General features: G+C 28.6%; 47 protein-coding genes. 3 read left to right on the forward strand and 44 right to left on the reverse strand.

Annotated features, from left to right (window positions below):
- Positions 1 to 77 precede the first annotated feature (77 nt).
- From ACQKNX_RS07740 to ACQKNX_RS07900, 33 genes are all read right to left on the reverse strand, one after another.
- A complete protein-coding gene (locus tag ACQKNX_RS07740; RefSeq protein ID WP_427428376.1) occupies positions 78 to 1,055 on the reverse strand; it encodes a hypothetical protein in 978 nt (325 codons plus the stop codon).
- On the reverse strand, positions 1,048 to 2,403 hold the full coding sequence (locus ACQKNX_RS07745; RefSeq protein ID WP_427428377.1) for a hypothetical protein: 1,356 nt from the start codon (positions 2,401 to 2,403) through the stop codon (positions 1,048 to 1,050). Before ACQKNX_RS07745 ends, ACQKNX_RS07740 begins: the two co-directional genes overlap by 8 nt.
- Before the next feature lie 68 nt (positions 2,404 to 2,471).
- A complete protein-coding gene (locus ACQKNX_RS07750; protein ID WP_427428378.1) occupies positions 2,472 to 3,545 on the reverse strand; it encodes a tyrosine-type recombinase/integrase in 1,074 nt (357 codons plus the stop codon).
- A 146-nt stretch (positions 3,546 to 3,691) separates the two neighbouring features.
- A complete protein-coding gene (locus ACQKNX_RS07755) occupies positions 3,692 to 4,024 on the reverse strand; it encodes a hypothetical protein (RefSeq protein WP_427428379.1) in 333 nt (110 codons plus the stop codon).
- 129 nt (positions 4,025 to 4,153) lie between these two features.
- On the reverse strand, positions 4,154 to 4,783 hold the full coding sequence (locus tag ACQKNX_RS07760; RefSeq protein WP_427428380.1) for a hypothetical protein: 630 nt from the start codon (positions 4,781 to 4,783) through the stop codon (positions 4,154 to 4,156).
- A 73-nt stretch (positions 4,784 to 4,856) separates the two neighbouring features.
- Complete coding sequence (locus tag ACQKNX_RS07765) at positions 4,857 to 5,051, reverse strand: hypothetical protein (protein ID WP_427428381.1); 195 nt, start codon at positions 5,049 to 5,051, stop codon at positions 4,857 to 4,859.
- 48 nt (positions 5,052 to 5,099) lie between these two features.
- A complete protein-coding gene (locus ACQKNX_RS07770) occupies positions 5,100 to 5,294 on the reverse strand; it encodes a DUF7167 family protein (protein WP_427428382.1) in 195 nt (64 codons plus the stop codon).
- Positions 5,295 to 5,325: 31 nt separating this feature from the next.
- Positions 5,326 to 5,742 (reverse strand): hypothetical protein, encoded by a 417-nt coding sequence (locus ACQKNX_RS07775; protein ID WP_427428383.1) that lies wholly within the window; start codon positions 5,740 to 5,742, stop codon positions 5,326 to 5,328.
- A gap of 57 nt (positions 5,743 to 5,799) precedes the next feature.
- Complete coding sequence (locus ACQKNX_RS07780; RefSeq protein WP_427428384.1) at positions 5,800 to 6,135, reverse strand: hypothetical protein; 336 nt, start codon at positions 6,133 to 6,135, stop codon at positions 5,800 to 5,802.
- 74 nt (positions 6,136 to 6,209) lie between these two features.
- Positions 6,210 to 6,335: a hypothetical protein gene (locus tag ACQKNX_RS07785; RefSeq protein WP_427428385.1), complete on the reverse strand. Its 126-nt coding sequence runs from the start codon at positions 6,333 to 6,335 to the stop codon at positions 6,210 to 6,212.
- A gap of 254 nt (positions 6,336 to 6,589) precedes the next feature.
- Positions 6,590 to 6,760: a hypothetical protein gene (locus tag ACQKNX_RS07790; RefSeq protein ID WP_427428386.1), complete on the reverse strand. Its 171-nt coding sequence runs from the start codon at positions 6,758 to 6,760 to the stop codon at positions 6,590 to 6,592.
- Between the two features lie 44 nt (positions 6,761 to 6,804).
- A complete protein-coding gene (locus tag ACQKNX_RS07795; RefSeq protein ID WP_427428387.1) occupies positions 6,805 to 7,326 on the reverse strand; it encodes a transcriptional regulator in 522 nt (173 codons plus the stop codon).
- Between the two features lie 40 nt (positions 7,327 to 7,366).
- Positions 7,367 to 7,780: a hypothetical protein gene (locus tag ACQKNX_RS07800; protein WP_427428388.1), complete on the reverse strand. Its 414-nt coding sequence runs from the start codon at positions 7,778 to 7,780 to the stop codon at positions 7,367 to 7,369.
- Positions 7,781 to 7,829: 49 nt separating this feature from the next.
- Positions 7,830 to 8,096 (reverse strand): hypothetical protein, encoded by a 267-nt coding sequence (locus tag ACQKNX_RS07805; RefSeq protein WP_427428389.1) that lies wholly within the window; start codon positions 8,094 to 8,096, stop codon positions 7,830 to 7,832.
- Positions 8,097 to 8,132: 36 nt separating this feature from the next.
- Entirely contained in the window at positions 8,133 to 8,315 is a 183-nt protein-coding gene (locus ACQKNX_RS07810) for a hypothetical protein (RefSeq protein ID WP_427428390.1), read from the reverse strand.
- A gap of 32 nt (positions 8,316 to 8,347) precedes the next feature.
- Positions 8,348 to 8,683, reverse strand: coding sequence for a hypothetical protein (locus ACQKNX_RS07815; RefSeq protein ID WP_427428391.1), 336 nt, complete (start codon positions 8,681 to 8,683; stop codon positions 8,348 to 8,350).
- Positions 8,684 to 8,777: 94 nt separating this feature from the next.
- Positions 8,778 to 9,104: a hypothetical protein gene (locus ACQKNX_RS07820; protein WP_427428392.1), complete on the reverse strand. Its 327-nt coding sequence runs from the start codon at positions 9,102 to 9,104 to the stop codon at positions 8,778 to 8,780.
- Positions 9,105 to 9,139: 35 nt separating this feature from the next.
- Entirely contained in the window at positions 9,140 to 9,337 is a 198-nt protein-coding gene (locus tag ACQKNX_RS07825) for a hypothetical protein (protein ID WP_427428393.1), read from the reverse strand.
- Positions 9,338 to 9,376: 39 nt separating this feature from the next.
- Positions 9,377 to 9,775 carry a hypothetical protein gene (locus ACQKNX_RS07830; protein WP_427428394.1) on the reverse strand — a complete coding sequence of 133 codons (399 nt, stop codon included), beginning with the start codon at positions 9,773 to 9,775 and terminating at the stop codon, positions 9,377 to 9,379.
- Positions 9,776 to 9,786: 11 nt separating this feature from the next.
- A complete protein-coding gene (locus ACQKNX_RS07835; protein WP_427428395.1) occupies positions 9,787 to 9,999 on the reverse strand; it encodes a hypothetical protein in 213 nt (70 codons plus the stop codon).
- Positions 10,000 to 10,036: 37 nt separating this feature from the next.
- Positions 10,037 to 10,369, reverse strand: a complete 333-nt coding sequence (locus ACQKNX_RS07840) for a hypothetical protein (protein ID WP_427428396.1) — start codon at positions 10,367 to 10,369, stop codon at positions 10,037 to 10,039.
- Between the two features lie 35 nt (positions 10,370 to 10,404).
- Positions 10,405 to 10,830, reverse strand: coding sequence for a hypothetical protein (locus ACQKNX_RS07845; protein WP_427428397.1), 426 nt, complete (start codon positions 10,828 to 10,830; stop codon positions 10,405 to 10,407).
- A gap of 140 nt (positions 10,831 to 10,970) precedes the next feature.
- Complete coding sequence (locus tag ACQKNX_RS07850) at positions 10,971 to 11,276, reverse strand: hypothetical protein (protein ID WP_427428398.1); 306 nt, start codon at positions 11,274 to 11,276, stop codon at positions 10,971 to 10,973.
- A gap of 152 nt (positions 11,277 to 11,428) precedes the next feature.
- The gene (locus ACQKNX_RS07855) at positions 11,429 to 11,650 is read right to left on the reverse strand and encodes a hypothetical protein (RefSeq protein ID WP_427428399.1); all 222 of its coding nucleotides are present in this window, start codon (positions 11,648 to 11,650) and stop codon (positions 11,429 to 11,431) included.
- Between the two features lie 121 nt (positions 11,651 to 11,771).
- Positions 11,772 to 12,125, reverse strand: a complete 354-nt coding sequence (locus ACQKNX_RS07860; protein ID WP_427428400.1) for an aconitate hydratase — start codon at positions 12,123 to 12,125, stop codon at positions 11,772 to 11,774.
- Positions 12,118 to 12,456: a YolD-like family protein gene (locus ACQKNX_RS07865; protein WP_427428401.1), complete on the reverse strand. Its 339-nt coding sequence runs from the start codon at positions 12,454 to 12,456 to the stop codon at positions 12,118 to 12,120. The genes ACQKNX_RS07860 and ACQKNX_RS07865 overlap by 8 nt, the downstream gene beginning before the upstream one ends.
- Before the next feature lie 241 nt (positions 12,457 to 12,697).
- On the reverse strand, positions 12,698 to 12,904 hold the full coding sequence (locus tag ACQKNX_RS07870; protein WP_427428402.1) for a hypothetical protein: 207 nt from the start codon (positions 12,902 to 12,904) through the stop codon (positions 12,698 to 12,700).
- A gap of 36 nt (positions 12,905 to 12,940) precedes the next feature.
- A complete protein-coding gene (locus ACQKNX_RS07875; protein WP_427428403.1) occupies positions 12,941 to 13,132 on the reverse strand; it encodes a hypothetical protein in 192 nt (63 codons plus the stop codon).
- A gap of 261 nt (positions 13,133 to 13,393) precedes the next feature.
- The gene (locus ACQKNX_RS07880; protein WP_427428404.1) at positions 13,394 to 14,113 is read right to left on the reverse strand and encodes an MBL fold metallo-hydrolase; all 720 of its coding nucleotides are present in this window, start codon (positions 14,111 to 14,113) and stop codon (positions 13,394 to 13,396) included.
- Positions 14,114 to 14,161: 48 nt separating this feature from the next.
- Positions 14,162 to 14,659, reverse strand: a complete 498-nt coding sequence (locus tag ACQKNX_RS07885; protein ID WP_427428405.1) for a hypothetical protein — start codon at positions 14,657 to 14,659, stop codon at positions 14,162 to 14,164.
- An 84-nt stretch (positions 14,660 to 14,743) separates the two neighbouring features.
- The gene (locus ACQKNX_RS07890; RefSeq protein WP_427428406.1) at positions 14,744 to 15,238 is read right to left on the reverse strand and encodes a hypothetical protein; all 495 of its coding nucleotides are present in this window, start codon (positions 15,236 to 15,238) and stop codon (positions 14,744 to 14,746) included.
- Between the two features lie 189 nt (positions 15,239 to 15,427).
- Positions 15,428 to 15,628, reverse strand: coding sequence for a hypothetical protein (locus ACQKNX_RS07895; RefSeq protein WP_427428407.1), 201 nt, complete (start codon positions 15,626 to 15,628; stop codon positions 15,428 to 15,430).
- 260 nt (positions 15,629 to 15,888) lie between these two features.
- Positions 15,889 to 16,155 carry a hypothetical protein gene (locus ACQKNX_RS07900; protein ID WP_427428408.1) on the reverse strand — a complete coding sequence of 89 codons (267 nt, stop codon included), beginning with the start codon at positions 16,153 to 16,155 and terminating at the stop codon, positions 15,889 to 15,891.
- A gap of 312 nt (positions 16,156 to 16,467) precedes the next feature.
- Between ACQKNX_RS07900 and ACQKNX_RS07905 the strand changes: the two genes are divergently transcribed.
- The gene (locus ACQKNX_RS07905) at positions 16,468 to 16,770 is read left to right on the forward strand and encodes a helix-turn-helix domain-containing protein (protein ID WP_427428409.1); all 303 of its coding nucleotides are present in this window, start codon (positions 16,468 to 16,470) and stop codon (positions 16,768 to 16,770) included.
- A gap of 8 nt (positions 16,771 to 16,778) precedes the next feature.
- On the opposite strand, the gene ACQKNX_RS07910 is transcribed toward ACQKNX_RS07905, so the two are convergent.
- The 4 genes from ACQKNX_RS07910 to ACQKNX_RS07925 form a co-directional block, all read right to left on the reverse strand.
- Complete coding sequence (locus ACQKNX_RS07910) at positions 16,779 to 16,979, reverse strand: hypothetical protein (protein ID WP_427428410.1); 201 nt, start codon at positions 16,977 to 16,979, stop codon at positions 16,779 to 16,781.
- Positions 16,980 to 17,276: 297 nt separating this feature from the next.
- Positions 17,277 to 17,522, reverse strand: coding sequence for a hypothetical protein (locus ACQKNX_RS07915; protein WP_427428411.1), 246 nt, complete (start codon positions 17,520 to 17,522; stop codon positions 17,277 to 17,279).
- Positions 17,523 to 17,560: 38 nt separating this feature from the next.
- On the reverse strand, positions 17,561 to 17,797 hold the full coding sequence (locus ACQKNX_RS07920; RefSeq protein ID WP_427428412.1) for a hypothetical protein: 237 nt from the start codon (positions 17,795 to 17,797) through the stop codon (positions 17,561 to 17,563).
- A gap of 36 nt (positions 17,798 to 17,833) precedes the next feature.
- Positions 17,834 to 18,031 carry a hypothetical protein gene (locus tag ACQKNX_RS07925; protein ID WP_427428413.1) on the reverse strand — a complete coding sequence of 66 codons (198 nt, stop codon included), beginning with the start codon at positions 18,029 to 18,031 and terminating at the stop codon, positions 17,834 to 17,836.
- A gap of 169 nt (positions 18,032 to 18,200) precedes the next feature.
- Between ACQKNX_RS07925 and ACQKNX_RS07930 the strand changes: the two genes are divergently transcribed.
- Positions 18,201 to 19,001 (forward strand): abortive infection family protein, encoded by an 801-nt coding sequence (locus ACQKNX_RS07930; RefSeq protein ID WP_427428414.1) that lies wholly within the window; start codon positions 18,201 to 18,203, stop codon positions 18,999 to 19,001.
- A gap of 92 nt (positions 19,002 to 19,093) precedes the next feature.
- Here ACQKNX_RS07930 and ACQKNX_RS07935 read toward each other — a convergent pair whose 3' ends face one another.
- Genes ACQKNX_RS07935 through ACQKNX_RS07965 form a run of 7 tightly spaced genes read right to left on the reverse strand, consistent with a single transcriptional unit; the run spans position 19,094 to position 21,814 of the window.
- Entirely contained in the window at positions 19,094 to 19,477 is a 384-nt protein-coding gene (locus ACQKNX_RS07935) for a hypothetical protein (RefSeq protein WP_427428415.1), read from the reverse strand.
- Complete coding sequence (locus ACQKNX_RS07940; protein WP_427428416.1) at positions 19,474 to 20,043, reverse strand: hypothetical protein; 570 nt, start codon at positions 20,041 to 20,043, stop codon at positions 19,474 to 19,476. The genes ACQKNX_RS07935 and ACQKNX_RS07940 overlap by 4 nt, the downstream gene beginning before the upstream one ends.
- A gap of 50 nt (positions 20,044 to 20,093) precedes the next feature.
- Positions 20,094 to 20,396, reverse strand: coding sequence for a hypothetical protein (locus tag ACQKNX_RS07945; protein ID WP_427428417.1), 303 nt, complete (start codon positions 20,394 to 20,396; stop codon positions 20,094 to 20,096).
- Between the two features lie 46 nt (positions 20,397 to 20,442).
- Positions 20,443 to 20,898 carry a hypothetical protein gene (locus ACQKNX_RS07950; RefSeq protein WP_427428418.1) on the reverse strand — a complete coding sequence of 152 codons (456 nt, stop codon included), beginning with the start codon at positions 20,896 to 20,898 and terminating at the stop codon, positions 20,443 to 20,445.
- A 16-nt stretch (positions 20,899 to 20,914) separates the two neighbouring features.
- Positions 20,915 to 21,160, reverse strand: coding sequence for a hypothetical protein (locus tag ACQKNX_RS07955; protein ID WP_427428419.1), 246 nt, complete (start codon positions 21,158 to 21,160; stop codon positions 20,915 to 20,917).
- 33 nt (positions 21,161 to 21,193) lie between these two features.
- Positions 21,194 to 21,589, reverse strand: a complete 396-nt coding sequence (locus ACQKNX_RS07960) for a hypothetical protein (protein WP_427428420.1) — start codon at positions 21,587 to 21,589, stop codon at positions 21,194 to 21,196.
- A gap of 36 nt (positions 21,590 to 21,625) precedes the next feature.
- Positions 21,626 to 21,814 (reverse strand): hypothetical protein, encoded by a 189-nt coding sequence (locus ACQKNX_RS07965; protein WP_427428421.1) that lies wholly within the window; start codon positions 21,812 to 21,814, stop codon positions 21,626 to 21,628.
- A gap of 188 nt (positions 21,815 to 22,002) precedes the next feature.
- Between ACQKNX_RS07965 and ACQKNX_RS07970 the strand changes: the two genes are divergently transcribed.
- The gene (locus ACQKNX_RS07970) at positions 22,003 to 22,782 is read left to right on the forward strand and encodes an HNH endonuclease signature motif containing protein (RefSeq protein WP_427428422.1); all 780 of its coding nucleotides are present in this window, start codon (positions 22,003 to 22,005) and stop codon (positions 22,780 to 22,782) included.
- The last annotated feature ends 56 nt before the right edge of the window (positions 22,783 to 22,838 follow it).

Consider the following 22,838-nt stretch of genomic DNA (forward strand, 5'->3'; position numbering starts at 1 on the left):
TAACAAACTGTTTTTTGTATTTATTTATTTATTATGTATAAAGGAAACCGAATGATAAAACATTCAGTCCTTAAAAATTAAAAATTCATTTTAAAATCGCCATAAACTCGTGTCATATAATTAACATCTATTCTTTCTCTAAATCGAGTGTAAGATGGGTATACAGTACCATTTACAGTTGTTGTTGGTAAATCGAATCTTTCCACTAGTTTAGCTACCACTTCTTTGTTTAAAACTCTATCATGATTCATAAATTCATTTGCATACCACATTAGCCCTGAACTATTTATTCTTGAGGCACTAAGTTGCCCATCATCAAATGCAGTCTTAATTATTTCCATATATTTCGCAACTATCAAACCTTGTGTAAGCCTGATATCTCCATTAGATCCTACTCTGTTCTTTCTAAATATAAATTCACCATCAACTACTCTACTCTTATTACCTTTTTCATTCCACGTTTCTTGTGTATTATAAGTTAAGATTAATAAATCATATAATTCTTTAGATATCTCTAATTGTCTATTAGTTAAGTTGATTTCGTCACTTAATAGTGAAGCATAGTATTTTTCGTCCCTTTCTATAATATCCTCATATCTAAGATTAATTATTTCAGAACATGCTTTTCCAAATATACCTTCAAATAAGCATAAAACGATAGCCTTATCTCTTGGATTAACTAAATGATTAATTGCTTCTAATATTTGTGCTCTTGTGTAATATTGATTGCCTTCTTTGTATAAATATTTTTCTACAAATTCATTATTTATAGTGTCTACAATAGGATGCAATCTACTTTCACTGTACCCATTATCCTTTGCCCAAGTTATATAAGATTTAATTAAATTGAAAAATTGAACTGCACTTCTACTAGTTTTTCTTCCTAATCTATAGAACAAATCATCTAATTCGTCCATATTCATATCAAATAAATCTTTACCAATACGCACCTCTATTGGTTCAACGACATTAAACATTGACATGTATTGCATTTTGGAATCTTCTTTTCTCTCTAAGGCATTGATAAATGCTTCTTTATATTCTTTGTTATACATCGTTATTCACTTCCTTTAATAGTTTCACAAAATAGTTAGAAATATTCCTTCTGTCTTTCTTTGTTAGCTTACCTATTTTGTTACCTAATACATGGTATTCTGACCATCTAGGATTATCTATTTTGAATTCGTTGATATCTATTATCTTTTCTAAATTATCGTAACTAATATTTTGTTCTTTCATTAATTTAACTAATGTAAGGTGTCCTTCAAATATATCTGCATCAAATAACACTCTATATTCATCCTTCTCATGTTTTCCAAATAGACCAAATAAATACATTAAATACTCATTAATATCTTTCGCAATTTTATGGGCGTCTAATCGACTGTTGATAACAAATACATCATTTATTTCATCATGAAGCACTTTATAAGGTATAAAATCACTACCTTTTAATGTGTGTTTATTATCTGTACTAGTAGTAATTCTTCCTTTTAGATCTCCAGAAGATTTGAGTATATCTATTACATCATTTACGAAACTCACATCTGATAGTTCCTTAATTCTACCTCTTGTTAATGGTGTATGTTTATCTAAATCAGCTTGATATCGTTTGATTTCTTCATCAGATTTATTAGATATAGTTATTGGGAATGCTCCCTGTAGATCTTTTCTTTTAGAATAGGCACTATAATTTCCTAACATACGATGCATACCATCTACAATATCTAATATTGAACCTTCTGTTATAGTCAATGTATTCTTTGAGGCATCAAATAGTAACTCCACTCCATCTAAAGAAGACATTTGTTTTGCATTTAGAGTAATTGTGTTAGGTCTGAATTTGTTTTCTAAAATTAGTTTTCTAATTTCATTTACTTTGCTCTGAATAACTATAGGCTCTTCTGTTTCAATTCCATATCGAATTACTTTTCTCATACCACGTTGGACATTTGGATTATAATTTAATTTACCATATTTGTATAATCTCCCTAATTGTTGTTTGGATAATGAACAATTATAGTATCCATCCCCTAAATCAGAAACATTAGAAATCACCATTGGGAAATCTATTTCATCAGCTTTACTCATATCTACAAATTGAAAGCTCTCAAATTCCTTTTGTTCTCTGTCTGTAAACCATTCATTCATCCATTCAATATGATCGATATTTAAATTAATTGCACATTGTTGACCAAATAAAGCTAATTCTTCTAACTCTAACTTACCTACATTGTTCGCATTATTAAATAAGGAATAAATATCACTAGTTCTTATACCATGTTTTTTATTAAGATGTTCTACTATTAAATCAACATCCTCTTTACTTACTGTAGATGCAACTAATGGAATAAAGCTTTTGATTTCTGTTTCTAATAGCTCTCTATTTTTATTAATTCGCATTTATCAAATCTCCCTTCCTGTATATCTTTATATTACCACCTAATATCTATAGCGTCATTAAATATTGTTCATTTATTTAATTTATTCTTTATTTTATTATTTAAAATAACTAACATATCTTGTCTCATTTCCTCTAAACATTCTAATAACAGTTCGTGGGTAGCACTCTTATATAAATCATCTTCAGTATTCATCATATTAGACATGATGCCTGTCACATTTAAATTTGTTAGTCTTAAATACCTCATTGTTGTATTTACATTTTTATGCCGAGCTTTCTTCATGGCAGAATCTATGCAATTTCCATTATTCAAGTAGCACATAGTAACTGCTAACTTTTTAAATGAGTGAAATGAATATTTAACACCAGTATCATTAAGTATTTCATTTCCTCTATCCATCATTCCTACTAATTGTTTATATGTTAAAGTAAATATTCTATCGGTATTACCAACTTGTTTTAGTTTCAACAATTTATTGTATAATTCAAACGATATCTTATCTATCCATTCTTCATTCCCTTTCCCTTTGTTATATCCATGAGACTTCATGATAACTCCATCTTCTACTGGTGTGAAATTTGACCATTCAACTTTTAATAATTCAGAAGCTCTAAGTGCAGAGTCTATAGCTAATTCAATAATCAATGATTTATCTAATCCTTGTTCTTCTTTACTAAAATGTTTGATGTAATCCATTGCTAAATCGAATGGTATCATTTCGATCTCTTCGCCTATATTCTTAAGTGATTCAATTACTTTCAAATCATCTAAATCATATTTAATTAAATTTTTACCATTTATTTTTTTCGTCTTTAGATATGTAATCAAAGACTTAATAGCAGATTGTCTATTATTTATCGTTTGATTAGCGTACATCCTAGTACCATCTTCTTTTTCTGCATCATACAATGAATCAAAATATTCAAATAGTACTTCTGAACGTAATTGATACTCAATATTTCCGGTTGTTATATAAGCGTATTCTTTAATTCCTAAGATATCCTTAAAAACTTGATTTAAACTTGATCTGTATGTTTTTTCTGTGTTAAAAGATTTCTTACCTTTTACTTTTAAAAACTCTTCTATATACTCTCCTATATATTTACTCATGTATGATGTATTGTAATTAGCCATAACCATTAATCACAACCCCTTATTAATCTAAGTATTTGTTAATGTAAGTATATATTAGTTTATTTTTAATTACAACTATTTTATGTAATTATTTAATTAAAAGCCGACTATTTCTAATCGACTTTCTTAATAATATGTTCCTTTTATTTAATTTATTCTTTAAACGATTCAATAACATTTTTTACCGCCTTTATTACTTCGTTAAACAATTCTTTATTATACGAATCTAAATCACCAACTAATCTGCCACTTGAAGTAATACTTAGCTCATTTGGTGGGATTCCCATTGTATCAATACAATCCATTGATAAGTCATTGATTAAATTTTCTTTATCATAATTTGAACCGTCACTTAAATAGTCAATGATTTCTTGTAATTTCTCATTCATATCATACAGCCCCCCCCCCTTATTGAATCCAAACAGTTTTACCGAACATGTTTGTATTAGTTGTAATTTTAGGATTAGATGTGTAATCCCACTCATTTCTATTACCTACCGTAATTGTCACTATTTTCGCATTCGGATTATGTTTTTCTAACTCTGCAATTAAGTCTTTAACCGTCAATTCCTTAATTCAATACCTCCATTTTATGTATTTTTAATTAATATTAATTATTCTTCAATCGCTCCACCTAAGAAGTTGTACCACATACCCGTACATTCCATAAATTTATCTACGATACGTTGTTGTTCAATAGTGAATTCTTCAATAGCTTTATCTGTGAATACGTAATCCAAATCACTATTATCATCTTCTGTTGACGAACGACTTTCTAATTTGCTTACAAATTCACTAAAGCCATCTTCAATATTTTGAATTATATCCTCCAACGTATACTCTTTTACTTTCTCGTTATTTCGATAAAATTGACCTTCATATGATTTAACTTTACTTAAATCTAAATAAGGAACTCCCTCTAATCTAACTGCGTCGAATTTAATGTCACTGTGTTTGTCATAGTTGTACTTAATCGCAAAATCCTTAGCTTTAACTGTTAAGACAACTCCTCTAAATTGCGTAGGTTTAAAGAAATCAGTATCGACATTTAAACATTTTTTATTTTTGTATTTCCAGACTTCATTAAACCAAATGTCTGCTTCTACTTGTTTATTTGCATAAATGATTTTACCATTAATTCCTTTGGGAATAATGATGTCACCATTCACAATATCATTTAAAGTAACTATGTATAATCCTTCTTTGATTTCCCGATAACGTGATTTTTCTTTAGTATTCCACATAACATCAAACTCCTTATTTATGTATTTTCTTTTATAATATTTAGTTTTTATAAGATTTAAATTCGTATTAAACTTATCCCCACAAAGCTTCGAATTCATCTTCATCCAAGTTTTCTGTGTTAGCGATAAACCATACTAAATCTCCTAATGCATCAGCTTTTAATTTATCGCTACCTAAGTTGTTAATTTCACTAAAGTAATCTAAAATATCAGCATAGTTACATTGACTTTCTGCTTTAATATAGTCCATAAGTTTTCTATCCATCATAATTCCTCTTTTCTAATTTCTATATTTTCAATACAAGACTCCTATTGCTTAATCTTCAAAATACCATGTTGAATCGATACTCTCCCATATCCATTCCTCATAAGCTTCACCTACCGCTTTTTCTAACTCTTGTTCTGTTTCATACTCAGACTCTATTATTCCTAAATCTTCTAATTTATAAGTTTCTTCACGTCTACTCCCAACATATCCTGTACTTACTGAAAATGTTACTTTTCTACTCATATAATTACCTCCATTTTTTAATATATCTCTTTTATTTAAAACAAATAATTTCACCATTGATTAATTTATTTGCAACTGACTCTACCATTTTATCAATAAATAAATTATGTAATTTTTTAACTTTTATATCTAACATTTCATAAGAATTAATATCTATATCTAAAATATTCCACTCATCAATATTCCTCAATAAAGATTCATATTGCATCAATTCAAAACCTGTAGTGCTGATCGGTAATGTCGAGAAGTTAAACCATTTCGCTCCTTCTTTTATTAATTTATCTCTTCTTTCAATCTCTATTTCACGTTGCACTTCCTCTCTTTCTAATTTTCTTTGTAACAAAGTAACTACTTTTTGGATTTCTGCTTTTATATACTCTTTATAATTTTTAATTGAATCTCCATATACTTTATTGATTATTTTTTCAGTTAAAATATTATCGTTCATTCTATACACCACTCTCTTTCTATAAAACATCTATTATTTATTTATTTAATTGATCACTTAACATGCTTTTTGCGTTTTCTTTTCATTCTCGGTAGTAGTTCTAGTTTTATAAATTGGTTCAGTAGATATACCTTGATATAGATTAAATGTATCTCCAATATTGTAGTAATCGTATGTAAAGTTTTTAACATAAATCATAATTTTATCTTTTGTTTCATTATCTTTAAGTGTTAACGTGTAACTAGGTTCATATTCATGATAAAACAACTCATAGTATACTGATTTTCCTGCTGAAACTGCCTCGCATTCATATTCTCCCCATTCTTCCAATTCTTCTTTATCAATTACAACTCCACTGTTTATCCCATATTCACGATATATTGGGTCAGTCATGTAACAACCACTTAGTAACATACTGTATAAAACTAAAGTACAAATCCTTTTCAATACCTATTTCCCCTCCCATATTAACCTTCAATAAACTTTATTTTGTCTTTAGGAATCCAATCTAAATTACCATTTTTATAAACTGCATATGTATGCTTGATGGTATCAAACTCTGTTACTTCAACAATTTGAACTTTCTTGTACACAAAATCATTCATACTTGCTTAAAATCTTCTAATAATTCACCTTTCATTTCTTTGTTCATTTAATACCTCCTCAAATTTCCTCAATAAAATCCATTTCTATATCTGAAATCTTTGAATTTACGCTTTAATTTTCTTATCTTATATTGATTATGCTTCTATTCTTAATAATGTATAAGTATGTAAACAACAAAACTACTATTATTGGAATCAAATCATCACTCAGCCTTTCAATGATACATCTGTTTTATGTAATTTTAATTATATTTTCCTTCTACATATATTTCTTTCATTCGTTTATGATACTCATCAAACGTTAACCATCTTACATAGAATCCATAACCTAATGATTTAGCTTGTTTTTCAGCTACACTTTTACATTCATATGTATAGATGTGTTTATCGTCTCTGAATAAACCGTAAGCCATATATTCACCTCTTTTTTCTAAAATTTCATAATAGACGGCTTTTATTAAAATTGAATGTCCATGAAATCATTTAAACCATCAAAATTCTTATCATCTAAATACTTATTAATTAAATTTTCTTTATTAAACTTCATAATTTCAGAAAGCAAATTAGTTGTTTCTACTTTAAACTTGTCAGGAATACCATATTCACACTTTCTTGATTTCTGATCATTTGTAGTTAATTTTAATTTATCAGAAACTCCTATATCATTTAAGTATTCAATGATTGGTTTTGTTTCCTTATGTATTATAGGGTTTATAAAACTATGTATATTTGTAATTAATAATAATTGATATAGTGGTAGTCGAATAAAACGATTATCCTTCTGGAAAGCAAAAACCTCAGATACATTTTCAACTTGTTCCGTATCCAAGTTAACGATGATCTCTTTGCCTTCGATGGGAATGAAATGGAAAATCTCATTATCTTTTGAAATGGATAAGTATTGATGAGCAAAAACTAAACGTAGTTTATTACCTGTGACTTTTGTATAAAACGGTTTTAAATACTCAATTTTCATCATAATAATATCGACTCCTTTTCTAATAAAATGCGACTATTATTTAATAACGGAATGCTTCTAAGTCATAACCATTGACTGACCAAACATCTACTGACTGACAATTCCCGAATTTATAATTCCCTGTTAATTGAATAAGCGTACTTCCGTCTTTAAAAACTTTGATTTGTTGAATATGGACATTTTTATTGTTGTAAAAATCCAAACCATCCCTATTATGAATTTGCATAAATTGCATTGTTTCTTTATCGTAAATTTTAATTGTAATAAATAAAGCATCGTTGTAACCATTTAACTCACCATCTACAGTTCTAGTGTCATGAGTACCATATAGATGTACTAATGGATTTATGATAATTAAATTTGAATCATATTTGATCTCTTCATATTGATTGAAAACCTCATTTAAATATTTTACGCTTTCCTCGTGTAGTTCGATATTGTGTAAAATGCCCATATCCATTCTCCTCTTTTATGTATTTTCTTTTATAAAATGAAATTATTTATTATTTAACTGCTTCAACATCAAGACTTTTATTCTTTACTGCATTGTAGTAATTCATCACATATGGACGGATAACATAAACTCCTTTATTATGTAAATTTGAATAAACATAATCGTAAACTTCGTATAGCTTATCATCGATGTTAATAATATTTTCTACTGTTAATGTTTTTCTCGCAGAGCCAAACTCCTGAATATCTAAATCATAGGCTTTCAGAACCGTTTTATCGTTTATTACTTCCCCTTTATTAATTAAATAAAATAGCACTTCAGCTTCTCTCCTTTCATAAAAGCGTTCTATTATTTAATCCTTTATTAATTCTGTACTTTGTGGACGAACTTCAATTCCCTGCCAACCTACTTCTTTTTCTGAAATGAAATCTCCTTGATCAACCTTATCGAACGCCTCCTCATCTGAATAAGCTTCGACAATTGCCTCATACGTGTGTGTTACATCATGTTTATAAACTACTTTATATTTAGCCATTAATTCGTTCCCCCCTGTAAGTTTGTTATTTATTAGTATTCATCATCTTTCAATTCATGTACTGGAAATCCACGTTTAATGAAGTCTTTATTCTCTTCTAATTTACTGCTGTAACATAGTTCTGTATAAATTTTACGCATGTCTTCTCGTGTTAATTCAGAATTGAAATATGTATTAAATCGTTCAAGTAATCGATTAGCATGACTTAACTCTAACCCCTTACCAATAGGTCTGCACATTGACATCAAAATACGTCCTTTGACGTCTTCAATACTTTTACACTCGTTGATTGAAACATATGTATTAGTAGGTTCGTCAATGATAATTTCACAGAAACGATTAATAAAATCACATTTGAATTCTTGCATAAATTGAAACACTTCATTTAAATTCAATTCGGGATGTAATTTATGTTCAAACATCTCTACGCATCTCCTTTTTTTGATGATACCGTTATATTATTTAATATAATTTTCTAACTATCCTCATGAATCTCAAAAAATCTGACTCCCCCTGTGAACCCCATTTAAAATCATGTAGTAATTGAGTATTAGTTTTGTATAAATAGTTTTCTAATTCCAACTTGTCATGAATTTTATTATTCTTTTCGATTATTTTATATTCATCATCAAATAAAACTAACTCTGTTTCTGTCATTAACACATTATCGTCACATGCTCCCATATCAGACTGGCGCATATCTACTGTGTGAATTTCGCCTACTTGTACTCTACCAACGACTTCTTTAATAATTTCTATTACGTCACCTGAGTATGCTTTTTCACTCATACGTAAGACCTCCAATTTTTGATAATATCAACTTTTTATTTAGTTTTACACTCCTCAACTAACACTTCTGAGTTATTTAAAATGTCACTTATTTCATAATAAGAACCCTCTAGGTGTAAAGTTAAATCGCTATATCCTTGCTTCTTGATTATTGAGTTCATAGCACTCCAAATTACATTTTTAGCCTGATTTAATTGAACCGCAGTTTCTTGTGTAATTATATTTTTCTTCAACATCATTCCTCCATTCTATATTTATATTGTTTTATGTATTTATTTATCGTAATCAAAGTAATTCAATTCCGTATAATACCCTTTATACTTACTAAGTTCATCTTTTAAAGGGTTAATTCCTTTTCTGACTTTAGCCAATGCAATAGCGGTATCCATTCCTAGATGTGTAAATTCATCAAAATCAACTATTGGTAACTCTTTATTAATTTTATTCCCTAACCTTTTATAATCTTTAGCAAATCCTCCGCATACAACCCCTACTTCTCCATGACAACCCCAATTTACATTCCGTTTTTCAGGTAGTTCTAATATTTCATTTACTGATGGAAGACATCCTGTATTTTCAGCATAAAATGCATCCTCATTTTGTGAAAACGGACATGTGATACATCCTCCTGAACCACAGGTTGAACGTTCTTTTTTATAATTCAAACTCATATTTACCCTCCTTATTTACTTAATAAATTTAAATTGATTACTGATTCATCAAGGAATGAACAGATATATACTACTTTAAGATTGCTAACATGATGTTCTTTAGCGTCATAAAAATCTAGAGAAGTTCGTCTAGCGAATTTTAACGCCCACTCATCAGATTCAATCGGAATTGTTACAAGTAAATTAATATAGTCATTATGAACTTGATATTGATACTTTCTCATTCTATGCCCCCTATTTCTTATAAAATCGAATTATTATTTAATCATAAATATCAATTTTCAATACCAACGTACGGTTTTCGAAATCAACCTCATAAGAACTGTACGAAACTTCTTTTGTAAGGTAGTTACTTATAACAAATTCACCACCTAAAGTGTCATCAAATCTTTTTACCATTCTAATATAATCATTCTGAACATCTTCAGAATCACGCAATGGAGTAATACTAGTATCTAAGTCTCCTAATGAAATACTTCCACATACATAAGCTAAATCTCGATAACCCACCTTTAGTTTTTCTTCATTAATAATCACTGTCCCATCACTAATCCCTAAAATTTCATTACCACCGATTAGATGTGCTACTATCATAACTTTTCTCCCCTTTCATTAAAATACGAATATAATTAAATGCGATTTACATTTTCTTTTTCAATACGTTCTTTCCATTCAGTTATTAAATGTTTATGTTCATGAATATTACCTAGTTTCTTACCAGTATTTCTTATGAAATAAGGTACTGGTTCCGCAATTATAGTATTAACATAAATAGGATGAACTAAATTAAAAGATGAATCATGACGGTGGATTTGAGCTAAAAACCTTTTGTATGAATCTGTTGAGCCATTTGTTACTTCAAGTATGTCTCCGTCATATAGATCATCATCAACCATATCGCAATTTCCGATGTATTGACCTACAGATTCAAAATGAACTGGAACATCATCAATATACGCTAACTTATCTTCATAATTAATATGTAAATTACCATAAAGCCATTTTCCACCATTAGCTAATTCCTCAATAGACATGCCTCTAAATTTAATCACCATTATTACCTCCTATTTTTTAGTAATACTTGATTTCTTAACCTAAGTATAATTGAATAATTACATAAAAACAAGTATAAATTATGTATTTCTTTATTTAATTTTCTATGAACATACAAAAAAAGAGAGTCAATTAAGACTCCCTACTTTTCATTCGCAATCATATATTGATAAAAATCACAGTCTTTATTTAACTTCAGTGATTTGCAGACATCATCTTCAATTACACAAAAGAAGACTGGATCAAACTTACCATCATATTCATCTTGTTTTGTAATAATCGCATGTATCAATTCTCGTTTACTTTTACCGTTATAAGATGGAATATCTAAAATATGACCAATCTTTTTTAATAAAGACAACGAAAATTCTTTAACAATTTGCTCTGGAAACATTAACTCTAATTGATCTTTTCTTTCCTGTTGTTGTTTCATAAAAGTTTCAAACACGTTTATTACACCCTTTCATGGCGAACATAACTTCATTCATTTCAATTTCCAATATTATACCAAAAGCGCTAATTTTATAAAAGGGAAATATTATTGAATAAGAAAAAAGAGAGCCAATATCGACCCTCTCCAAAGTACTCAGTACAAATTACTTATTCTATTATTTCAAACGTAGACGTTACTCTTACTTTTTTAAGTTTAAAACTTTCATAATTATTTTCATACATATATTGCCCTAACCATATGTCATATTGCGCTTCCTGTTCAGAGTTATATAAAGTGGCATCTTCAATATTATCTGTAATACTACTCTCCATATATGAACTTATAAAAAAATTATCTGCAAACTGTGCAACATACTTAATGTCTAGCAATTGAATCAACGCCTTTCGAAATTGAATTAAAACTCAATATCTATCATACTCAATTTTAATTCAATCATCACTTATTTTGAACTAATAAATGAAAAGCCACCCATATAACAGTGAGTGGCAATTACAATTTCATTTTCTTATTTATATGATCGTTCAGTAGGTTTTCTACATTCGTTTTCAATGCTTGATTAGCGTATCTTAACTCTACATCATTTCCTGCTGTAGCTATCTTTACATCACTAAAGTATTCATCAATTTTAGTCCACCCAACTATTCGTATGCGTTGTTGTGTAAGCTGTCTTTTAAGATTAAAGCATTTGTTACGTAAATCCTTTAATAATGAATCCATTAACGGCAGAAATACATTACTCAACTTAAACTGTTCTACCTTCAGGTAATCAATTTGTAATGATTTCACAGCTAGTTCTAACAATAAAAATTTGTGCACAAGCTGACGTTGCTCTGGATTAATCATCTGAATTTACCATCATGGCTTTTTGCAATTGATCAAATGTGATGCGTTTGATTGAGATGTCAGTTTCAATTAATAATTCTTTATTTAAAATATCGGTTCCTGTTATGATACCTATTACGTCATACAACTTATTGTTACTCCAAATAGTTAATTTAACTTGTTCTTTCATCTTATAGGAACGTTGTATGATTTGTTCGATTTCATCAAATTCCCATTCAGTTAGTACACGTTTAGTATCGTAAAACTGTTCCTTTTTCCATTCTTTAAGTTTATCTAAGTGTTCTGGTAGCATCAATGATGTCCACTTCATATTTCCACGATCATCAATCATAATAACACTCCTTCAATTATCGTTTGTATTTATTATAGAACATTTGTTCTGTAATATACAATACCAATATCCAGAAATGTCATGAAATCTTCTCCTTCTTAATATTCTTTAATCCATCGATAAAGTAAAGTAAATTCTCATATACCTCTGCTTTGATTTCTGCCTTGCCTTCTTATTGTATCTTGCGTTCTCATATGTATGATTTAATGATAGTTCTATGTGATACTTTAGCCATTCGTATTTAGTTTTCTTCATATTTCACAACCTTTAATTTGTTCTTGTTATACCTGCTATAGCATGACCTCACATAATGTAAGTCCTTCCACGCACGGTCAAAATGAGGAGTTCTTTCGAAAATAAAGTTATCTTCTTCATCTTTAGTATATTCAAACCCTAGCCATACTAGTGCGTCTGCTAATACTCTTGTTTTCACTATTCTAATTTTCATTTATGTATTTATCTCCTTTTATTTAATATTCTCATTTTATAATAAATACTCATTTTCGATTTTACTGAACTCTTTAAGCACCTTATCCATCATTTCTTGCTTACCTTTGCTATCTACATCATGTATATCCTTCACTAAATCATATTCATGATGTAGCATTTTTCTAACTCGTCTTAACACATTCAAACTACTCATACCTTTAATTGCATCTATTCCAATATTGTCCATGGTAAACCTCTATTCTTATTTTATGTAATTAAAACTTCTTAGCTAACCATGTTGACACTTTTGTGATAAAAGGTTCATATATGTATTTGTCTAATCCAAACATTATCTCCTCTATGTTATATGCTAACCACCTTAGAATAAATAATGGGAATGTAACAGGTAGCATGATAATTCTCATAGTATTATCAATGATATTCTTTACTTTCATTTGCTGTTTCGATCCAACAAAATGATTAACCATTTATTCACCCTCTTCGCCTTTTAAAATTCATTAACTACAACATTAAATCCTAATGCAAAAGCCTCTTCACGAATAAATCCTTCGTCTAAATGCATACACCACACTATGTTACGAACGTCGTTATATATTAATTTATCTAATTTATTCAATGACAGGTGGACATTTCCTTCATAATCAGCCTTACACGTATCGACATATACAATATCATAATATTCCTGATGAATTAGCATTAATCTTTTATCGTCAATCGATGAACTATCTCCAGAATACCAGACTCTGTTATTATGACTTATTAACTCGATACCATAAGAGAATAGTTCATCTACATGATTATTTCTATGGAAGACTACATGTAATCCTTCAATAACCTCAACCATATGACTTCCTCCAATGGAGTGTTCATTGTGATGAATGGTATTCGTACATCCGTTTAATCGTAGTATCTCACTAAAACCCGTATCAAATGGCGAATAAACAGTTACTTTAGGCTTTGCGAACTCTCCATGAGAATAATATGTATATAAAATTAAATCAGCTAGACTTCCTACGTGGTCAGCATGAGTATGAGTTACCAGTACATGAATATGCTCAATACCTTCTAACAAGTTATTCTCTTTAATTCGTTGAAAGATATTACTTCCACAATCAATAAGCAACATCTGATTACCTTCTTTATAATAAGATGAGTTGTTACTTAGTTTTGTATTAAATGCACTTCCTGATCCGATAAATTTTAGCATTAATTTCTCTCCATTTCTTATTTTAATTTCATAATAGGCTCGTTTTATTTAATTTCCTCTATAATAATTAACAACGTCAGCTAATTCAGAAAGTTTTTCACCGTATAAGTCTAGATTTTCTTGTAAGTACTCAGCGATAATTAATAATACTTTATTCCAATAGATATCATTGAACCCATTTACATCTTCAGCTTCAATAAAAATTGGAACATTGATTAATTTCAAGTCTTTCGCTTTTTCGATGTTTAACTTAAAATTGCTTTTGATTACATCATTATCCTCCATTAAATCATACGGAAATTCATCATGACTCATATAAGTCATAGCTTCTATGTGTTCATATTCGAACTCATCTGCGAATTCACGATTCTTTAACCAATTCGATTTTTGTTCTGAGCTAATGTAATTTTTGGATACTAAAAAATCAAGATAGTGTTCTTGTTTACCATCAAAATTACCTTCAAACTCCTCCCAAAGCGACTCCCCTTGTTCTAACACATATCCTAAAATAATTTCATGAACTTCTTTAACAGTATAGTTAGTCATACTAATTCCTCCAATTATGTATTTAACAAGACTTTGTTTTTATATAATTAATTAATCATTTTAGAAGAAGAGATGTATTTGTGTTCATCTCTCTTTTTTACACTTATCTAAATAGGTTTCAATGTCATTACTTAAAGACAATCCATTTTCAATTCCCTTTCTGACCCTATCAAGATTTGTAACTTGTTTTGTAATCTCATGGGATATATTCATGTAGAATGCTTGTAATCTACCTAAGAATTCTATCTCATCAATCATTTCAATTACATCGCTATGTTTATCCCATTTTTCTTTCTTTAATATACTTAAAAAACTATTAGCTTTAAAATCAATAAAATCGAGTCCGTTTTCTTTTAATAATTTTTCAATATTAGAAAATTCAATCAAATTAAAATCAATTTCTTTTTTCACTGAATTCAAAGCAATTAGCTCGCTTTTCCTTTCCTGTGAAATCAATTTTTTTCGTTCTTCTTTAAACTGCCTACTTAAAGTGTATCTTGTTGTTATCCATGTTATAAATCCTCCAATAAGCGTACCCACTAAACCTGATAACAACGATAAATAAATTTCCATTTTCATAACATTACCTCCGATATATTAATCTAATTATAAGGTAATGAATTAAAATTAGAAACAACATACAATACAACAATTATTTTCTATCTTTTTAGGTCTTTATTAATTTTATAAAATGACTGTTTTATAATAATTTCCCAAGAAATATATTGATTATATGACGTAATTCAGTACATAAAAGAGTAATATAATTCAAAGTATCTTTACGTATACAGAATCGATTGCTCTTTTCAATATTTCTAAATCGCCTTGTCGATACCCTAACCACCCCGCCGATAACATTTCAGACCATTCATTCCAGAAACTATAAATCCAATCCAATTCCCATTCATGACCTAATTTTTTAAGATCATGTTGTATAGCATTACATACTTCTAATTCATAATCCTTCATAAAAACATCTCCATCTTTTTTTAATAAAAATCCAATATTATTTAATCAACTTTTTATACGAAGACGATACTGGCAAACAAACTCTCCCTTGATCATTAATTATTTTAAATGTGTTTATTTGACTATTGAAATCAACAACCTCACTCTTTTTCTTTAGTGACGTAATCAGGAAATCCTACTGTATACTCCGCAATCAATGTATCTCCGATTTGTAACAACATAATCACCCTTTATTATGTATTTTTAATAATAAATCTATATTATTCTTCAATATAAACATGTGTATTGGCTATTTCGCATTGTTGTCCGTCAATCGGAAATCCTTCTAAATCTTGATCATGGTAGCCTCTATTTAGATAATTATGAACAATGTCTTTTACTGCTTCTTCGATAATTTCCTCATCTGTGAAGTCTGAATCATATCCCCAATAACTGCTTAACTGTTTGAGATTCTCACTATTGTATTTATTCATATCAAGCGATACCTTAAATTCTTGTTCTACTTTTACTATAATTTCCTTTACCATCTTGATCTCCTCACCTTCTCATAATACTTTTATTTAATTAACTTAATAGTTCATTTTCTTTCAAAATCAACAAAGTTTATTTTGTGCTTAACATACCACTTTTTGTAACAATGACTAAGATCATAATACATATTCACCTGTTCTTTATTTCCAATAATAATGGGTGATTGAAATTTCGTCATAGTTTTAACTATATTTAAATCACGATCATTTAATCGCTTTTCGTACTTAAACATAGCTATTAACCTTAATCTTCGATACATCATAAGTTATTGTCCTTTCTTGTGTTATAATTTATTTTGAGGTGTTAAAATGAGCATCAGTAGATTTAGCAATAACATAAAATATCTTAGAAAAACTAAAAATCTAACTCAAAAAGATTTTGCAAATATCTTGGGTCTTGCCGAAAGTACTATTGGTATGTATGAACGTGATGAAAGACAGCCTAGTTTAGATGTGTTAATAGATATTTGCACTAAATTTAATGTTTCTTCTGATTTTATTCTTGGTATTGAAACTGATAGACGCACTGTGAATAATCATGATGACGAAATCAAAGAATTAACATTGAAATTTATCGATGAACTTAGTAAATTAACAAATGAGATGGATTAATCTCTTTCTCATTTTTTTAACTTTACAGAAATTCTAAGTGTCTCAATATCATATCCTCGCTCTTTGACTTCATCTTTAAATTCTTTAAATACATCGTTTCTTAATAAATCATGCATTACCCAACCATCTGTTTTACTTGGATAAGAAATAAATATTAAAATCATTCTCACGTTTAGACCAACATGCACCCAACGTTGTTGTATAATCAAATCCTCTAGCTATTTCAATCATCCTTTCATAAAAGTTTAGTATTATCTAATATGAATATCTGTATGGCATTAATTCATTCAGTACAATTTGTAATGACTCATCGTAATTATGTACAGTAGTCAATCTGACTTTTTCAACTTTCTCTAAAAGTCTTGGTAAGGATATTAATTGTTGATTATGAAACTTGCAATATAACTTTAATTCTTCGTATGATTGATTTGCTTTATCTTCATTCAATTTCTTGGTATGCAATAAAAATTCGTTAATATAACCCATACACATACTCCTTTATATAATTAATCATTTATACCCTCTACAATCCCTCCGAAAAAACAATAAGTCTCTAATGCATCTAACCATTCCCATCTTTCATCTTCATCAATCTTCGATATGTCCTTTTTTAAATTCACAAATTCATAAGTGGTCATATTATATTTTCTTTCAAATTCACTTAATTTACTCTTTGATGTTTCAGGCTCTATGTAAAAATTTTCTTTCGGGATTACCTTTTTTAATTCAGTCACAATCTGTAGAATGTCCACCTTTTTTTCTCCTCCCTTTTTTAAATAAAAGCATGATATTAATTAACTATTTGTTCCTTTTCTCTTATCTCAACGATTAAATCAATCATATCCATGAAATCCATTTCATCAAATATAGAAAATTCTCTTCCAAAACTACCTTTCCAACTACCTCTTTTTAAAGTCTGTAAATGGTCTATCATTAAGCATTGTAATTTATAATTCAGATCATGCTTAGAATCCCATTCTGAATCATCTAGATATAAATTTAACGCCTTCTTAACCCTATCGTTCATCTTCTATTCCTCCTAAAATTAAATAAAATATTGGTTTCATTTAATTACTTCTTTATATGCTTCAGCCAAATCACCTTGTTGACTTTCTGAGAATATAGGATTAAACTCATTCGCAACCTGTTCTAACCTTTCTGCTATATTAATTAAAAATCTTACGTCCTGATAATTAATCTCATGCATTAAACCATTTTCTGATAGTCCTTTTATGTATTTAATTCGATCTTTTTCATTCACTTTGAATCACTCCTTATTTGATCTACCTAAATATTATCACATTAAATTTTATTATTCAATATTTATTATGTATTTATTTAACTAAAATTATTTACCTTTTCATCTTTATTGTATTGTTATTATGTATAATAATATGTATTAGTTATTAGTAAATATTGGAGGATATTAAATGAACTCTTTGAAAAGTACTGATAGAATTTTATTTGAAAAACTCTTTGGAATGGAAACAGGATATGTTTTAAATTTCAACGATAGAAGCTTCAGGGGATTTGTGGTAGAGTCAACTGGAATTGATATCTTTGATGGGGAATATACGGTTTCAATGTCAAAAGCCAAAAGATTACGCTTATTTTTGGAGAAGGAAAATGATTATATTGTACAGAAACTTTTAAAAGATTTAATTGCATACTGGTACAATTTAAATGAAGTATATGACCATAAAATTAGTGAAGAAGATCTACGTTTATATGACAGATGCTTGATAATTATATCTACATTAATAGATCGTAGTAATGTAATTGAAGATATTGATACTTTCTCATCAATAGATGTAGTAAATACTAAAGCAATAAATTTGTTAACCAATGAAATTAAAGACAAGTTGAAAGAAAACAATCCAGAGTTAGCATTAGACAGATTACATACCTTCAGTGTAAAGTTTTTCAGAGAGTTATGTAAGAAGCATGATTTATCATTTGAAAAGGATGATGCACTCCATACATTAATGGCTTTGTATCGCAAACATATAGAAGTGAATTACAACATACAGTCAGAAATGACAGTGCAGATATTAAAAACAAATACAAACATATTGAATAACTTTAATAATGTTAGAAATGATAAGAGTTATGCACATGATAATGTGATTCTAAATAAAAGTGAAAGTAAGTTAATTTGTAATCATGTTATATCATTATTGAAATTTATTGATGAAATTGAAGAAAGTGGAACTGTTAATACAATATTTTAAAAAATTGTAGCAACCAACTACATGGAAAATGAATTATTGGTTGCTACGTCATTTAAACTCAATATGTATATTTAATAATACAAATATATTATTTAATTCTGTTCACTCTTAAAAGACTCTTTATATATTCTATTAATTTCTTTTACAACAGCAAAATCATTATTGTATAAGACTTCTCTTTCATCAGAGTAACCTCCAGTAAGCGCAAAAATTAAGATTGACATAAATATAATCACTCCTGATGCAAATGCAAAAAGTTCAGCGAAAAAGTCATTATTGTATTTCTTAAATCTAAAATATGATAATATTCCTAACGAGATGCCAACGAATAGAGAGCCTAGTACGATTATAAATAGCATTATTGCTCCGTTATGTAAATCTGTTGAAACTACTTTAATTAATAAATCTTCTGTAATGTTCATTTCATTTGCAACATGACTTAGAACTTTATCATCTATATTGTCTTTAATGTTCATAATCCATCACCTTTTAACCCTTGGCGTTTCTCTCTCATTTTCTTAACAAAGTCCATTTCCATTCCAATCATTTCGTTGTTTTCTGTAACTTTTATGCTGTTTGAAATTTCATGAATGTCTTTTACATCCTCTTTAATTTGGTTCAATAACCCTAACAATTCTCCATGATGCTTTTTAGTAACGACAAATTCTGATTCCTTCATTAACTTAAAAATCGTATGTACTGTTTCTTTATAAGTGTAATTGAACTCCGTTAGCGTCTCATCGTTACTACTCTCTAGAAATTGAACTATCTTCTCGATCTCATAATAATAATGCAATTGAAATTTACTAACCTTATCATGCCAAATGCTGTATTTATCAGTATATTTTTCTGTTTGTCTTTGAATTTCTTTTAACATGCTAAAAGCATTTTTCTTACTAAACAGTTTGTACCCTACAGATTTCAAAGCTTTTAATGCGCTCAATATAAATGATTTACCAAATATTGAATTTGCAACAACCTCAATTACTGCTACGAATAAAGATATAACAAACAACGTAAAGATAAATTCTAATAAAATCATTATTAATTCCTCCTTTTTTTGTATTTATTTATATAAAACGTGACTATTATTCAAATGTTTTTATAGAATACTTTAGCTATTTTTCTAGCTAATTCTAAATCATCTTTACCACCAGTAATTTCATTATATAATTCATATGGAATTTCACACGCTGAGTGCCAATTTGCATTTTCTAATTCTGCTCCAATGATTTCTAAAATATGGTCAGCTTTATCAATATCGTCATAATTAATCGCCGTACGTAAATAACTACATGAATCGCAAATTCTTTCTTCTGCACTAACTTCTCCTCGCTCATAATAAAGCTCATCTGAGTTACAATTGTGGCATTTTAATATTTTCCATCCATCCATATTAATATCTCCTTTTTCATTTCAATAATAGAATCAATTTATTTAATTACTTAGATACAGATCTACGTAAATCAAATACAAACGACTCAAACTTTCTTTTATTGAACTTGATATATCGTACAATATCACCATTGGATTTTAATTGAGTATACGGTGCTTCTATACTAATAATTCCTGCTCGAATAGATAGGCTTCCGTTATTGTCAAACTCTTTATCGTAATAATCATCGTAATCAGCGCCCGTGCTATCAGCCACTTTTGGTTCGAAGCTAGACCAACTTTCATTGGCTATCTTTTCACAATACATTATGAATTCTTCAAAATCCTCCTTTGTAAAATTGTATAATTTACGTAATTCCTTGATACAGATATATTCACTATGCTTTTCACCATTAGAATTTGGTTTTGATACGTCTACTTCCCCTTCGAAAAAGACTGCTGATTTTCGATGTTTTACTATTAGCTCTTGTCCTGCTTTATCTGTAAAGATTCGTTCTAACATTATGTATTTTCCCCTTTTAATAATTCCATAGTTTACGGTGTCTTTTGTTTAACTCTTCAATACCACTTGTATCAATCGTCTTTTGGTGAGCATTGATCAATTCTTTAAGGTTGTCTAATGCTTCAATTTTAGTTTTACCAATACCTACACGTTCAGGAGACTTTCTGAAATAAGCAATGAATCCATATTTAGCTTCATTAATGATTAAATTAGGCTTACCTGCATCTTCTAATAATTGTTTAAGTAATTGATCTGTCATCAAACAAAATTACCTCCTTTTAATAAAACTCCTCTTTTACTTAATGTCATCTAAGTTTACTCCGTAGATATCTTTAACCCATGACTTTATAGTGTAATCGTATCCTCCTAATAAACCATTCCAGTTCACAACCTCTTTGAATGCATTATCTTTTGACATTTTACTTAGTTGATCATCTAGTGATGTATCATATTTATCAAGACCTCTTCGTTGTCTTAAATTCTGCATAACATATTCAGGATATGTATTTGTATTAAGGCTTACTCTTTCTTGATAAGAAAGTAACTTGTTAACTGTTTGTTTAATTAAGCCTTGATTGTCCATTTCTTCTTCTGATAACTTATCAAAGAAGCTATGATTAATTGGACTGTTACCCAAATCGAATTCTTTCAAAATATCCATTACTTTTTTAAATCTTTCTGTACTGTTCACTTTAATCTCTCCTTTAGTTTTAATAAAACGGTTCTTTTAATTAACTTTTATAATTTCTTGATTTTCTACAGAAAAATTGCCTTTATGTATCTTTAATTGTCCCACTACTATATCCTTACCTTTAAATATTTTCTTACCTTCGCAAATTGCATCAACTTTACTATAAAATGTTTCGTGTACCCACTCTACGTTATTTACCTCTGTAAAAGTCCATTGATTCTCCACTAAAACACATCCTCCTAAAATTTAGTATCTCTACTTCTTATAATCATAGTAACATCGTTAAATAATAATTTCAACTCTTTTTATGTATTTGTTTCATTATTTATATTGATGTATATTATTAATAATTATGTATAATACTATTTATATAGATTAGAATTTATATTTTATTTAAGATGGAGGTTTTATTTATGGCGAAAAAGAAAGAAATAGATCGTATTGAAGTTCCCAAAAATGTTTCAAATGAAGCAATGTTTTTATCAGATAGTACTTGTTGTAAATGTAGAGAGCCTCGAAAGGCTGTTCAAACCCATCACATTGATGACGATCCATCAAATAGTTACGATTTAGACAATTTAGCAGTACTTTGTTTACAATGTCATGATGAAACAATGATTAAAGGTGGCTTCGGAAGAAAATTAAATGCTGAATTAGTAATTAGGTATAGGGATGATTGGTATGAAACAGTTAAGAGTAGAAGGCAAAATACCCCTTCTATACCATCAGTATATAATGATTTAGAAGATATGGAATTCAATGAAGAAAAACTCTTTAATTATTACAAAGAACTAGAAATTAGTTGTCATTACGATCTGTTTAAGGAAGCTATTGTAAAGTTTTTGGATTTAACCGAACGTGAGCAATTAGTTCTAACTAAATTATTGAAAAATCACGAGAAAAATAATGCGATAAATGTATCAAAAATTATTAGAATAAATCCTGATTATATTAATGAAATTCAAAATTTAATAGACGACAAATTTATAATTTTTAGTTGCGATTGGAGAAATTTAAGTACAGATTCTGAAGGATACATAATTGATCCAAGTGAAGATATTAATCTTGCAGTAAAATATAAGGATGGATGGTCATTTGCGTTCGATTCTCATATCATTTTAAGTATTTATAGAGACTTCAATAAAGATAAATTACAAGAATTTATTCAGACTCTATACGATAAAATCCGTTAAAAAATGGTGAGTAGCTTTATTAGTTACTCACCTTAATATATTTAAATAATACTATC

Origin of the sequence: Lysinibacillus sp. NPDC093712 (assembly GCF_050280025.1) — a bacterium.
In the GTDB taxonomy this organism is placed as follows: Bacteria; Bacillota; Bacilli; order Bacillales_A; family Planococcaceae; genus Lysinibacillus.